The sequence below is a fragment of the Streptomyces sp. NPDC006335 genome (genome assembly GCF_040612795.1).
Classification (GTDB): Bacteria; Actinomycetota; Actinomycetes; order Streptomycetales; family Streptomycetaceae; genus Streptomyces.
In genome coordinates this window covers 41,854-55,159 of record NZ_JBEXQX010000012.1, presented here as the reverse complement: position 1 = coordinate 55,159, position 13,306 = coordinate 41,854, and the positions used below count along the sequence as shown (strand labels likewise).

Annotated in this window: 10 protein-coding genes and 1 pseudogene; 6 read left to right on the top strand and 5 right to left on the bottom strand. The window is 72.2% G+C overall.

The window, feature by feature from the left end; all coding sequences use genetic code 11:
• Window positions 1-19: 19 nt before the first annotated feature.
• The gene (locus ABZ098_RS29250) at window positions 20-289 is read left to right on the top strand and encodes an antitoxin (RefSeq protein ID WP_356596153.1); all 270 of its coding nucleotides are present in this window, start codon (window positions 20-22) and stop codon (window positions 287-289) included.
• A gap of 114 nt (window positions 290-403) precedes the next feature.
• On the opposite strand, the gene ABZ098_RS29245 is transcribed toward ABZ098_RS29250, so the two are convergent.
• Window positions 404-1,111 carry a class III extradiol dioxygenase subunit B-like domain-containing protein gene (locus ABZ098_RS29245; RefSeq protein WP_356596151.1) on the bottom strand — a complete coding sequence of 236 codons (708 nt, stop codon included), beginning with the start codon at window positions 1,109-1,111 and terminating at the stop codon, window positions 404-406.
• Between the two features lie 101 nt (window positions 1,112-1,212).
• Window positions 1,213-2,739 (bottom strand): tRNA (N6-isopentenyl adenosine(37)-C2)-methylthiotransferase MiaB, encoded by a 1,527-nt coding sequence (miaB, locus tag ABZ098_RS29240; RefSeq protein ID WP_356596149.1) that lies wholly within the window; start codon window positions 2,737-2,739, stop codon window positions 1,213-1,215.
• Window positions 2,740-2,975: 236 nt separating this feature from the next.
• Between miaB and argG the strand changes: the two genes are divergently transcribed.
• Window positions 2,976-4,430: an argininosuccinate synthase gene (argG, locus tag ABZ098_RS29235; RefSeq protein WP_123992005.1), complete on the top strand. Its 1,455-nt coding sequence runs from the start codon at window positions 2,976-2,978 to the stop codon at window positions 4,428-4,430.
• Between the two features lie 436 nt (window positions 4,431-4,866).
• Here argG and rutA read toward each other — a convergent pair whose 3' ends face one another.
• On the bottom strand, window positions 4,867-5,955 hold the full coding sequence (rutA, locus tag ABZ098_RS29230; protein ID WP_356596147.1) for a pyrimidine utilization protein A: 1,089 nt from the start codon (window positions 5,953-5,955) through the stop codon (window positions 4,867-4,869).
• A 169-nt stretch (window positions 5,956-6,124) separates the two neighbouring features.
• Here rutA and ABZ098_RS29225 point away from each other — a divergent pair.
• Both ABZ098_RS29225 and ABZ098_RS29220 read left to right on the top strand, forming a co-directional pair.
• Window positions 6,125-9,012, top strand: a pseudogene (locus ABZ098_RS29225) (SpoIIE family protein phosphatase).
• A gap of 98 nt (window positions 9,013-9,110) precedes the next feature.
• Window positions 9,111-9,581: a hypothetical protein gene (locus ABZ098_RS29220; protein ID WP_356596145.1), complete on the top strand. Its 471-nt coding sequence runs from the start codon at window positions 9,111-9,113 to the stop codon at window positions 9,579-9,581.
• Here ABZ098_RS29220 and ABZ098_RS29215 read toward each other — a convergent pair.
• On the bottom strand, window positions 9,568-10,221 hold the full coding sequence (locus tag ABZ098_RS29215; protein ID WP_356596143.1) for a response regulator transcription factor: 654 nt from the start codon (window positions 10,219-10,221) through the stop codon (window positions 9,568-9,570). The two genes, ABZ098_RS29220 and ABZ098_RS29215, sit on opposite strands and share 14 nt — an antisense overlap.
• The gene (locus ABZ098_RS29210) at window positions 10,221-11,168 is read right to left on the bottom strand and encodes a HAMP domain-containing sensor histidine kinase (protein WP_356596459.1); all 948 of its coding nucleotides are present in this window, start codon (window positions 11,166-11,168) and stop codon (window positions 10,221-10,223) included. The genes ABZ098_RS29215 and ABZ098_RS29210 overlap by 1 nt, the downstream gene beginning before the upstream one ends.
• A 160-nt stretch (window positions 11,169-11,328) precedes the next feature.
• Between ABZ098_RS29210 and ABZ098_RS29205 the strand changes: the two genes are divergently transcribed.
• Window positions 11,329-11,814, top strand: coding sequence for a TrkA C-terminal domain-containing protein (locus tag ABZ098_RS29205; RefSeq protein WP_356596141.1), 486 nt, complete (start codon window positions 11,329-11,331; stop codon window positions 11,812-11,814).
• 4 nt (window positions 11,815-11,818) lie between these two features.
• Window positions 11,819-13,033, top strand: coding sequence for a cation:proton antiporter (locus ABZ098_RS29200; RefSeq protein ID WP_356596139.1), 1,215 nt, complete (start codon window positions 11,819-11,821; stop codon window positions 13,031-13,033).
• The last annotated feature ends 273 nt before the right edge of the window (window positions 13,034-13,306 follow it).

The window sequence follows — 13,306 nt, the reverse complement described above, 5'->3', positions numbered from 1 at the left end:
TCGCGTGGGAAGGTGAATGATGGGTCTCCTGGACAATGTGAAGGCCAAGCTCAGCCCGGCCAAGGACAAGGTCTCCGGCCTCGCGCAGCAGCACGGGGACAAGATCCAGCACGGCCTCGACAGGGCCGCGAAGGTCGTGGACGAGAAGACCAAGGGCAAGTACAGCGACAAGATCCAGACGGGCACGGGCAAGGCCAAGGACGCCATGGACCGACTCGCGCACCACGACGGCACCCAGGGACCGGGGGACGGCAGCGCGCCTCCGGCCTCACCGCCGCCGGCTTCCTGAACGACAGCACGGCACACCGACGGACGGTCGCGGGGCCCCACGCCTCCGGCCGTCCGCCGTTGCCGGGACCGTCCCGGAACGACTCGCCTACGGCCCTCAGGACTCCTACGGCCCTCAGGACCAGGTGGCGACCATGTACCCCACGCCGTACGGCGCGTCCTCGTACAGCAGTGAGCCGCCCAGCCCCGCCCCCTCGGCCGCGCCCGCGAGGACCTGCCAGCAGGCCCGGCCGGAGGCCTTCAGCGCGTACGCCAGCTCGGTGTCCAGCGCGCGCAGGGCCGCCACGTCGGCCTCGCCCAGCGCACGCGCGACCTCCGCGTCGAAAGGGGCCGCGCGCTCGTCGAGATAGCCGGGGGCCTTGAGCGTGCGGCAGGCGCTGGCGTCGCCCATCACCAGCAGCGCCACCCGCTCGGCCCGGGCGGCGATGTCCCTTCCGGTCTGGATACACCGCTCGGGCTCCAGAGGTTCCCCCACTCCGAGTCCCTCGATCGGGGCGTCGGACCAGCCGGTGCGCTCCAGCAGCCAGGCGGCGACGGCGAGGGAGGTCGGCAGTTCGCGCTCGGATTCCCCGTCCCGGCCCAGCCGTACCTCGACCTCCACGCCGAAACCGCGGAACGACCCACGGGTGCCCTCCGGCAGCACACCGCGCCCGCTCCGCCCGGCTGGGCCGACGACCACGAGAAGATCGGGCCGGGAGGCGGCGAGCACTCCCAGCGCATCCATGCACGCGGCACGCGCGGCATCCAGCTCGGGCGCGGCGCCCGCGGCGACCTCGGGGACGAGAAGAGGCGGGCAGGGGCAGACCGCGGCGGCGACAAGCATGATCCGGAGCCTATCGTCAGGGCCGCGGCGGCGCGGGTTCCGTGCTTCTCACCAGGTCGGCCGATCAGCAGGTCGCGCCGTCCCCGGCCCGCCCCGCTCGCTCAGTGCGCCGTGCAGCCGCCCGTGGCCGCCGGGAGCGGCTCCGGCACCCCGATCTTCGGCAGTCCGAGGAGCACGCCCGCCGACTTCGTGGTCTGCGTCGCGTTCCGCTTCTCCCACGCGTCTCCCGCGCGCGTGCGGCGCACGTCGAGGACGGCGCCCTCGGCGAGGAGGTGGTGGGGGGCCGCGTAGGTGATCTCGACCGTGACGACGTCGCCGGGGCGGACCTCCTGGTCGGGCTTGGTGAAGTGGACCAGGCGGTTGTCGGGGGCGCGGCCGGAGAGGCGGTGGGTGGAGCCGTCCTTGCGGCCCTCGCCCTCGGCGACCATCAGCTCCAGGGTGCGGCCGACCTGCTTCTTGTTCTCCTCCCAGGAGATCTCCTCCTGGAGGGCGACGAGACGCTCGTAGCGCGCCTGGACGACCTCCTTGGGGATCTGCCCGTCCATGGTCGCCGCGGGGGTTCCGGGGCGCTTGGAGTACTGGAAGGTGAAGGCGTTCGTGAAGCGGGCCTCGCGGACCACGTGCATGGTCTGCTCGAAGTCCTCCTCGGTCTCGCCGGGGAAGCCCACGATGATGTCGGTCGAGATCGCCGCGTCCGGCATGGCGGCGCGCACCTTCTCGATGATCCCGAGGAAGCGCTCCTGGCGGTACGAGCGGCGCATCGCCTTCAGGACGGTGTCCGAGCCGGACTGGAGCGGCATGTGGAGCTGCGGCATGACGTTCGGCGTCTCCGCCATCGCCGCGATCACGTCGTCGGTGAAGTCGCGCGGGTGCGGGGACGTGAAGCGGACACGCTCCAGGCCCTCGATCTTGCCGCAGGCGCGCAGCAGCTTGCTGAAGGCCTCTCGGTCGCCGATGTCGGAACCGTACGCGTTGACGTTCTGGCCGAGCAGCGTGATCTCGGAGACGCCCTCGCCGACCAGCGCCTCGATCTCGGCGAGGATGTCGCCGGTACGGCGGTCCTTCTCCTTGCCGCGCAGGGCCGGGACGATGCAGAAGGTGCAGGTGTTGTTGCAGCCGACGGAGATCGACACCCACGCCGCGTAGGCGCTCTCGCGGCGGGTCGGCAGCGTGGACGGGAACGCCTCCAGCGACTCGGCGATCTCGACCTGCGCCTCCTCCTGCACGCGCGCGCGTTCCAGCAGGACGGGCAGCTTGCCGATGTTGTGCGTGCCGAAGACGACGTCCACCCAGGGCGCCTTCCGCACGATGGTGTCACGGTCCTTCTGCGCGAGGCAGCCGCCGACGGCGATCTGCATGCCGGGCCGCGAGGCCTTGCGCGGCGCGAGGCGGCCGAGGTTGCCGTAGAGCCGGTTGTCGGCGTTCTCCCGCACCGCGCAGGTGTTGAAGACGACGACGTCCGCGTCACCGTCGGAGCCCTCGGGGGCGGGCACGTACCCCGCCTCCTCCAGCAGGCCGGACAATCGCTCGGAGTCATGGACGTTCATCTGGCACCCGTAAGTGCGCACTTCGTACGTTTTCGGAGATGAAACGTCCACTGTCGGGCCCCGGTCGCTGCTGCTGGTCATGGGTCAAGGGTAGGCGCTTGCGGACGATGCGAGGTCCGGCCTCCCACGGGCTCCGGCGGTGATCACGGGCTGCCGTCCCGCCGCGACGGAAGACGGCGGCGGGAGGCGCCGGGCGACCGTCGGGGCCGGGACTCCCTCGCGCTTGGCGATGCCCCGGACCCACGGATGACCTGAATCACGTGCGGGACGACATCAGGGGCTTTGCATGACCATACGCGGTGATGCATAATCTTCCTATGTCCAAGGTCCTCACGTCCCTCCCCGCCGGCGAACGCGTCGGCATCGCCTTCTCCGGCGGTCTCGACACCTCCGTCGCGGTCGCGTGGATGCGCGACAAGGGCGCCATCCCGTGCACCTACACCGCGCACATCGGCCAGTACGACGAGCCCGACATCGACTCGGTGCCCGGCCGCGCGAAGACCTACGGTGCCGAGATCGCGCGCCTGGTCGACTGCCGGGCCGCGCTCGTGGAGGAGGGGCTGGCCGCGCTCACCTGCGGGGCGTTCCACATCCGCTCGGGCGGGCGGGCGTACTTCAACACCACCCCGCTGGGCCGTGCCGTCACCGGCACGCTCCTGGTGCGGGCGATGCTGGAGGACAACGTCCAGATCTGGGGCGACGGTTCGACCTTCAAGGGCAACGACATCGAGCGGTTCTACCGCTACGGCCTGCTCGCCAACCCGAACCTGCGGATCTACAAGCCGTGGCTGGACGCGGACTTCGTGACCGAGCTCGGTGGCCGCAAGGAGATGTCGGAGTGGCTGGTCGCGCACCAGCTGCCGTACCGGGACTCGACGGAGAAGGCGTACTCCACCGACGCCAACATCTGGGGCGCCACGCACGAGGCCAAGACCCTGGAGCACCTCAACACCGGCATCGAGACCGTCGAGCCGATCATGGGCGTCAAGTTCTGGGACCCGTCGGTCGAGATCGCGCCCGAGGACGTGACGATCGGCTTCGACCAGGGCCGCCCGGTGACCATCAACGGCAAGGAGTTCGGCTCCGCCGTCGACCTGGTCATGGAGGCCAACGCCATCGGCGGCCGGCACGGCCTGGGCATGTCCGACCAGATCGAGAACCGGATCATCGAGGCGAAGAGCCGCGGCATCTACGAGGCCCCCGGCATGGCCCTGCTCCACGCGGCCTACGAGCGTCTCGTCAACGCGATCCACAACGAGGACACCGTCGCCCAGTACCACAACGAGGGCCGGCGCCTGGGCCGTCTGATGTACGAGGGCCGCTGGCTGGACCCGCAGGCCCTGATGATCCGCGAGTCGCTCCAGCGCTGGGTCGGCGCGGCGGTCACGGGTGAGGTCACCCTGCGGCTGCGGCGGGGCGAGGACTACTCGATCCTCGACACCACGGGCCCGGCGTTCTCGTACCACCCGGACAAGCTGTCCATGGAGCGCACCGAGGACTCGGCCTTCGGCCCGGTCGACCGGATCGGCCAGCTCACCATGCGCAACCTCGACATCGCCGACTCCCGCGCCAAGCTGGAGCAGTACGCCGGTCTCGGCCTGATCGGCACCGGCAGCCCCACGATCGGCGCCTCCCAGGCCGCCGCGACCGGGCTGATCGGCACCATGCCGGAGCTCCCCGAGGGCGGCGCCGAGGCGATCGCCTCCCGCGGCGAGGTCTCGGAGGACGAGGCCCTGCTGGACCGGGCGGCGATGGAGTTCGGCACGGACTGACACGCTGCGGGCGGACGCCCGACCGAGAGGCCGGTTCCAGTGCCGAACGAGGCACGGGGCCGGCCTCCCGGCCGTCCGCACAGGCCTCCCGAGCCGGCGCCGGGGCCACGCGCGGGTGCGCATGGACACCACAACCGACGACTGCCCCACTCGAGTCACGGCACCGGGCCCACGCGCGGGTGCGCATGAGTGCCACTGCCGACGACTGCCCCACTCCAGTCACGGCGCCGGGCCCACGCGCGGGTGCGCATGGACGCCACAACCGACGGCTGCCCCACTCCAGTCACGCGGCACGGCGCCAGCACGGGCTGCCGAGGAGAGGCTCGGACCGGACGGGCGCGGCGCCGCCGAGCCCCGGTACCCCTACCGCACGGTCGTGCGCCCCGCCACGCCCCCGCCGGAGACGGAACCTGCCGAGCCTCACAGGCCGGCCCCCTCAGCCCACCGCCACCCGCTCCCGCCCCTCCCGCGACCGCATCAACGGCTGGATCCGCGTCCGGAACTTCTCGATCCCGTCGAGGAAGTCGTCGAAGACCAGCATGATCCCCTTGGTCCCCTCGACCCCGGCGATCTCGTCGAGCATGCGCGCGACGCTCTCGTACGACCCGACGAGCGTCCCCATGTTGAAGTTCACGGCGCCCTCGGGCAGCACGATGGTGCGGGCCGTGGAGGAGTCGTCGGCGGTGGTGTCCGTGGCCGACTCCCCCGCCATGTAGGCCAGCGCCGCGCGGTCGGCGCCCGCGTGGTAGTCCTGCCACTTCGCACGGGCGGCCTCGTCGCTCTCGTCGGCGATGACCATGAACAGGGACAGCGCACCGACGTCCCGGCCGGTCTCCCGCGCCGCCTCCACCAGCGTGGCCGCGCTGTCCGCGAAAACGAGCGGGGTGTTCACGCCGCTGCCCAGGATGAAGTTGTAGTCGGCGTGGTCGGCGGCGAATCGCATGCCCGTGCCGCTCTGCCCGGCGGCCACGATGTCGATGTGCCCGTTCGCCGGGCGCGGCGACAGCACGCAGTCGTCCATCTCGTAGAACTCGCCCTTGAAGTTGCTGACGCCCTCGCTCCACAGTTCCTTCATCACCGTCACGTACTCCTCGGCGCGCGCGTACCGGTTGCCGAAGTGCTCGTCGCCCGGCCACACGCCCATCTGGGTGTACTCGCCGGGCGCCCATCCGGTGACGATGTTGACGCCGAACCGGCCGGGGGCGATGGAGTCGACCGTGACCGCCATGCGCGCCACGATCGCCGGCGGGAGGGCGAGGATCGGCGTGGAGGCGTACAGCCTGATCCGCTCGGTGACCGCGGCGAGGCCTGCCATCAGCGTGAACGACTCCAGGCAGTGGTCCCAGAACTCGGTCTCGCCGCCGAACCCCTTGAGTTTGATCATGGAGAGGGCGAAGTCGAACCCGTGCTCCTCGGCCTTTTGCACGACGGCCTTGTTGAGTTCGAAGGTCGGCATGTACTGCGGGGAACTCTTCGAGATGAGCCAGCCGTTGTTGCCGATGGGGATGAAGACACCGATGTCCATGCCGCTCCTCTTGATCGCAGACTGCCCGGTCCGACGGCACGGTACACGGCTGGGATTTCAGCAACTTCCTGTGAAACTTGGGGAGTTGGGGTGAGAGAGTGCCGAGGAACAGCCCGTCGGAAACGGTGAAGCAGGTTTCGAACGGAAACGGGAACGATAAGTTCCCTGCATGAACGCGCGGCTCGCTCTTCTCGGCACGGTCACCCCTGGTGCGACGGAGAGCGAGGTCTTCCGGCTGGCGCTCGGGCACGCGGTCGGTGAACTGGGCGCGCTCGGCGGGACCGTGCACCTGCGCGGCCCGATGTCCGCCCTGCGCCTGGTGTCGTCCGCCGGTCTGCCGCCCGCCCTCACCCGCTCCTGGGAGATCGTCGACCAGGAGGGCCCCCTGGCCCCGGCCCGCGCGCTCCAGCAGGGCAAGGGCGTGTGGGTACCGCTGTCCCAGGACGCGCCGGAGGAGGCCCCCTGGCCCGGCACCGGCCTCGCCGCGCTGCCCGTGTTCAGCGGCCGGCGCAGCATCGGCGCGCTGACGGTCCTGGCCGGCGAGCGGGGTGAACCCACCCCGGAGCACTGGGACTTCCTGCGGGACGTCGTCGCCTGGACCGAGGACCGCATGGCCCAGGCCCCGCCGCCCTCCGGTCCCCCACCGGCCGAGCCGAACCGGGAGCGGCTGCGGCACGCCCTCAAGGAGGTCCGGGTCGGCTCGTGGGACTGGGGCATCCACACCGGCGAGCTGATCTGGGACGAGGCCGCCCTGGAGCTGTACGGCACCCGTCCCGCCGACTTCAGCGGCCGCGTCGAGGACTGGATGCGGATCGTCCACCCCGACGACCTGGCGCCCACGCTCGCGGCGGTCGAGCGGGCGATCACCGGCCACGGCGTGTTCGAGGCCGAGTACCGCGTCCGGCGCCCGGACGGCACCTGGGGCTGGACGCAGGCCCGCGGCCGGACGACCTACGACGAGCGGGGCGAGCCCCTGCGGATGATCGGGGTCGGCTGGGAGAGCAACGAGTCGCGCACCGCCCGGGACGCCCTCAGCAGGGCCCTGAGACACATGAGCGACGGTTTCCTCGCGGTGGACGACGAGTGGCGGATCACCTTCGCCAACCTGGAGGCTGAACGCTTCCTCGGCTTCTCCGAGGAGGAGCTGTTCGGACGCCTGCTGTGGGACCTTCCGGCCACCCGGCAGGTCCCGGGTCTCAAGGAGAGCTGTCTGGGGGCGGGCGCCGAGGAGAAGCCCGCCGGGTTCGACGTGTACATAGCGGACTGCCGACGGCGGCTGCACGTACGGCTGGTGCCGGGGCCCGACGGCCGGACCCTCTACTTCCAGGACGTCACCGAGAAGCGCCGGCTGGCACAGGAGCGGCAGGCGGCGGAGCGGGCCGCGGCCGAGCGGGCGGTGCGGATCGCCGAGCTGACCACGGAACTCGCCAAGGCGACGACCTCCCGGGACGTGGTGGACGCGGTCGCCCGACGGGTCCTGCCGCCGTTCGCCGCCTCCGGGCTGATGGTCCAGGTCAGCGAGGGCGACCGGCTCCACCACGTCGGCGCGGTCGGCTACCCCCGGGACTTCGTGGCCCTGCTCGACAGCCGTCCGCGGTCGGTGACCGGCGACCCCGCCTGGGACACGATCGCCTCCGGCCTCCCGCTGTTCATGTCGTCCCCGCACGAGTACGCCACCCGCTATCCCGAACTGGCCGACTTCCCCGCCCGCGGCGCCAAGAGGTCCTGGGCGTTCCTCCCGCTGACGGCGTCCGGGCACACCTTCGGCGTCTGCGTGGTCTCCTTCGACCGGCCCCGGCTCCTCGACGACGAGGAACGCGCCCTGCTCACCACCATCACACCCTCGTCGCCCAGTCCCTGGAGCGGGCCCGCCTCTACGACGCCGAGCACACCCGGTCCCGGGAACTCCAGCGCAGCCTGCTCCCCCAGGCCCTGCCCGACCTGCCCGCGTGCACGGCGGCCGCCCGCTATCTGCCGGCCGGGCAGGGCGCGGACGTGGGCGGCGACTGGTACGACATCATCCCGTTGTCCGGCGGACGGGTCGCGCTGGTCGTCGGCGACGTGATGGGCCACGGCCTCCCGGAGGCGGCCACCATGGGGCGGCTGCGCACCGCGGTGCACACCCTGGCCGACCTGGAGCTGCCGCCCGACGAGATCCTCGGCCACCTCAACGACATCGTCAGCGGCATGAGCGAGGCGTCGTACGCCACCTGCCTGTACGCGCTCTACGACCCGACGACCCAGGTGTGCTCCATCGCCCGGGCCGGCCATCCCCCGCCCGCTCTGGTACGGCCCGACGGCACCGTGCACTTCCCCGCACCGGACGCCGATCCCCCGCTGGGCGCGGCCAAGCCGCCGTTCGAGACGGCCGAGCTGGAGGTGCCCGAGGGCAGTCTGCTCGTGCTGTACACCGACGGGCTGGTGGAGTCGGCGAAGCGGGAGATCGACGAGGGCATGGCCGAGCTGGCTCGGCTGCTCGGCGCCGCCCACGCCGACGGGACCGCCGTAGACCTTGAACGGCTGTGCGACAGGCTGACGGCCGGTCTGCTGCCGGCGGACCAGCAGGCGGCGGACGACGCGGCGTTCCTGGTGGCCCGGCTGCACGCGCTGCCGGCCGACCGGATGGCCGCCTGGTCCCTGCCGGAGGACCCGAAGGCGGCGAGCCAGGCCCGCCGTCACGTCCGTGAACAGCTCGCGGCCTGGGACCTGGACGACCTGTCCCCCACCACCGAGCTCCTGGTCAGCGAACTGGTGGGCAACGTCGTCCGGCACGCACGCGGTCCGGTCCGGTTGCGTCTGCTGCAGACCACCGAGCTGATCTGCGAGGTCTACGACGGCAGCCAGACCATGCCCCGCATCCGCCATGCCGCGGACACCGACGAGGGCGGCCGGGGCCTCCAGCTCATCTCGGCCCTCTCCACCCGCTGGGGCGCCCGGTACACCCCGACCGGCAAGTGCATCTGGACGGAACAGTCCCCGCGGGGTCCGGTCGAGCCGGCGGACGTGCTGTTCCTGAACCCGGCGGACTTCGACGAGGACTGGGAGACGCTGCTGTGAGGACGCGCCCGTTCGGCCCAGCTCCACGGGCCTGATGCGGGGCGCGTCCATAGATTCGCGGTGACGGCTGTTCCGGCCCCGCCCGAAAGGCACGACCCATGGCAATACGCATCTCGCTCACCGGCGCCGCGCTGGCCGTCCTGGCCACCGCCGGACCGCTGACCGGTGTCGCACACGCTCAAGGCGACCTGGACTGCGCGGACTTCGTCTACCAGGAGGACGCCCAGGCGCAGTTCGACCTCGACCGCACCGACCCCGACCGGCTCGACGAGGACCGGGGTTCCGACGACGGCATCGCCTGTGAGGCGCTGCCCCGAAGGGACACCGCCGAGGACGTGAGTGCCGCCACGCCACTCTCGACCCCGCTCGCCACACCCCCAGTCACGCCCCTCGTCACGCCGCTTCCGACGCTCGGTGTGCAGGGCGGGTCCGGAGGCAGTGTGGGCCCGGCCGGTTTCGAGCGGGCGATCGGGGTGGCGCTGGCGCTCGGCGGGGCCGGCCTCGCGGGCGCGTATGTGGTGCGCCGGCGTCGTGGCACCCACCCGCAGGCCCGCCTCAAGGGTCGATGAGCCCGGCCCGTATCGCGTAACGGGTCAGCTCCAGGCGGTCCCGCATCCCCAGTTTCTGCAGCAGGTTCGCCCGGTGCCGCTCCACCGTCTTCGCGCTGATGAACAGCAGCTCGCCGATCTCCTTCGTGGTGTGCCCCTCGGCGACGAGCTTGAGGATCTCCTCCTCGCGTTCGGTGACGGCCCGCGCGGGCAGGTCGTCACCGCGGTGCAGCCGGTCGAGGTAGGAGCGGACGAGGGCCCGCTCCGCCCCGGGGTAGACGAACGACTCGTCGCGTACGGCGGCCCGGCACGCCTCGACGAGATCGCGGTCGGCGACGGACTTGAGCACGTACCCACTGGCCCCGGCCTTGAGCGCCTCGAAGAAGTACTGCTCGTTGTCGTACATCGTCAGGATCAGTATCCGCAGGTCCGGCAGGCGCCGGGACAGCTCGCGGGCCGCCTGCAGCCCGGTCATCCGGGGCATCGCGATGTCCAGCACGGCCAGATCCACCTCACGCGCGCGTGCCAGCTCGACCGCCTCGGCGCCGTCCCCCGCCTCGGCCACCACCGTGAGATCGGGTTCCCCCTCCAGGATCAGCCGGACCCCCCGCCGTACGAGCGTGTGGTCGTCGGCGAGCAGCACCCGGGTCGGCTCCGCCATCAGTACGCCTCCGCCGCAACCGGTATGCGCAGCCGCACGTCCGTCCCCCGCCCGGGGCCGGCCGCCACCGAGAGTGCGGCCCCGACCAGCAGCGCCCGCTCCCGCATCCCCTGGATCCCGGCCCCTTCGGGCGCCCCGCCCAGCCCCTCGCCGTTGTCCCGTACGAGGAGCTCGATTCCCCCCGCGACCGGCTGGAGCCGGACTTCGGCACGGTCGGCGGCGGAGTGCCGCGCGGTGTTGGTCAGACCCTCCTGGGCGACCCGGTAGACCACCAGTTCCGACTCCTCGGTCAGCCGGGGCAGATCGCCGCCGACGTGGTGGCGCACGGTCAGTCCGTGCGTGGTGAACTCGGCCGCTAGGGACCGCAGGGCGCTGGGCAGCCCGAGCTCCTCCAGCACCCCGGGCCGCAGCCTCCGTGCGATCCGGCGGATCTCGTCGAGCCCGGCCCGGGTCGCCTCCTGCGCCTGTCCCACGTCCTCCCGCAGCTCCTCGGGCGCCCGGTCGGCGACCCGCTTGAGCTGCAACAGCACGGCGGTCAGCGTCTGCCCGACCTCGTCGTGCAGCTCGCGCGCGATGCGGTGCCGCTCCCGCTCCTGCGCGGACAGGGCGTGGGCCGCGCCGGTCGCCCGCTCGGCCTCCAGCCGGTCGAGCATGGTGTTGTACGTCGTGATCAGCGCGGCCGTCTCGGCAGGACCGGAGACGGGGGCACGCACCCCGGGGCGCAGCAGATCGGCGGCGGCCATGGCCCGCCCCAGCCGCTGCAGCGGGACGAGCCCGACCCGCAGCACCAGGGCGTTGGCGACCAGCAACAGGGCGAGCCCGCCGAGGACGACCACGGCCTCGCCGCGCCGGACCGGCGTCGACACGGTGACCGGCCCCAGCAGCAGCGCGGTGGCGACGACGAGGCCCGCGGCGTTGAGCGAGAAGATCCGCCAGAACAGCGACACGGCCTTGCCCTCGCCCCTCTCGTACGACGTCCGGGAGACCAGCGTCGCCGGGCCCGGCCGCTCGCGTATATCCGTCACGTCACCCATATCGCCACCGTACGGGGTACTGGCACCATGCAAGCCCGCACCCGTGATCACGCGAAACACAAGGGGAAGAAACGTGTCTGCTCCACGCCTGAGGTCGACGCCGCTGCCGGGGATCGGGGTCCAGTACGACCTCATGACCCGCGAGGACCGCCACCTCTCCGTGGTGGCGCACCGCGACGGTGCCCGCACGGTGAGCGTGTACCGGGCCGACGACCCCGACTCCTGCGCCCAGTCGCTGCGTCTGACGGGCTCCGAGGCGGGCGCCCTGATCGACGCGCTGAAGCCCTCCCACCACAGCGCGAGCCTCCTCTACGCCTCCGACCTGGGCCTGGTGGCCGAGCGGATCGAGGTGGCGGCCGGTTCCCGCTGGAACGGACGGGTCCTGGGCGACACGAGGATGCGCACGGACACCGGCGCGTCCGTCGTCGCGGCCCTGCGCCGGGCGGAGGCGATCCCCTCGCCCGCGCCGGACTTCCGCCTGGCGGGCGGTGACATCCTCATCGTCGTGGGCACCCGCGAGGGCGTGGACGCCGCCGCGGCCGTCCTCGGGCGGGAGTGAACGCGTGCACTCCGCTGTCCTGCTGATCGAGTTCGGCTCGATCATCCTCGGCCTGGGACTCCTCGGCCGTTTCGCCGCCCGTTTCCGTCTCTCCCCCATCCCCCTCTACCTCCTGGCCGGCCTGGCCTTCGGCGAGGGCGGCCTGCTCCCCCTGGGCGCGAGCGAGGAGTTCGTGTCGATAGGGGCGGAGATAGGAGTGATCCTCCTGCTCCTGATGCTCGGCCTGGAGTACACGGCCGGCGACCTGGTCACCAACCTCAAGGCCCACTACCCCTCCGGCCTGGTCGACGGCGCCCTCAACGCCCTCCCGGGAGCGGCGGCCGCCCTACTGCTTGGCTGGGGCCCGGTGGCCGCGGTCGTCCTGGCGGGCGTCACCTGGATCTCCTCCTCGGGAGTGATCGCCAAGGTCCTGGGCGACCTGGGCCGGGTCGGCAACCGCGAGACCCCGGTCATCCTGAGCGTCCTGGTCCTGGAGGACCTGGCGATGGCGGTCTACCTGCCCATCGTCACCGCCCTCGTGGCCGGCGCGGGTCTGCTGGCCGGCAGCCTGACCCTGGCGATCGCCCTGGCGGCGGCCGGCCTGGTCCTCTTCGTGGCGGTCCGCTACGGCCGCCTGATCTCCCGCTTCGTGTCGAGCGACGACCCGGAGAAACTCCTCCTGGTGGTCCTCGGCCTGACGATCCTGGTGGCGGGCGTGGCCCAGCAACTCCAGGTGTCGGCTGCGGTGGGCGCGTTCCTCGTGGGCATAGCCCTCTCGGGAGAGGTGGCCGAGGGCGCCCACACGCTCCTGAGCCCCCTGCGTGACCTCTTCGCCGCCGTCTTCTTCGTCTTCTTCGGCCTCCACACGGACCCGGCGAGCATCCCACCCGTCCTGCTCCCCGCCCTCGCCCTGGCCCTGATCACCGCGGCCACGAAGATCGCCACCGGCTACTGGGCGGCCCGCCGAGCCGGGATCTCCGCCAAGGGCCGCTGGCGCACGGGCGGCGCGCTCGTGGCCCGGGGCGAGTTCTCGATCGTCATCGCGGGCCTTGCGGTCTCGGCCGGCATAGAACCCTCCCTCGGCCCCCTGGCCACCGCCTACGTCCTCATCCTGGTCATCCTCGGCCCCCTCACAGCCCGCTACACGGAACCCCTGGCCACGCGCCTGACGTCCCGCCGGGAGTCCCCGAAGACCCCGGAGAGCGTGTCGCGGGTGACGGTCGGTGGGGACGGCGTCTGAGGAGGCCCGGGGTCTGGTTGTCGGGCGGGTGCGGGCCGGTGGGGGCTGGTCGCGCAGTTCCCCGCGCCCCTGGGTGGCGACGGTGCACGCACGTGCGGCCGCGGCCCCCGCCCACCGAACCGCACGCGCTACTCGGGCCGCCGCAGGCACTCAGGGGCGCGGGGAACTGCGCAAAAGACGCCCGCCCCCACCAAGCCGCACCCGAACAACCACCGCACGCGCCCAAACCGCCCCACCGCCGGAGGCACTGGTCAGCCCCCCACACCCCCTGGC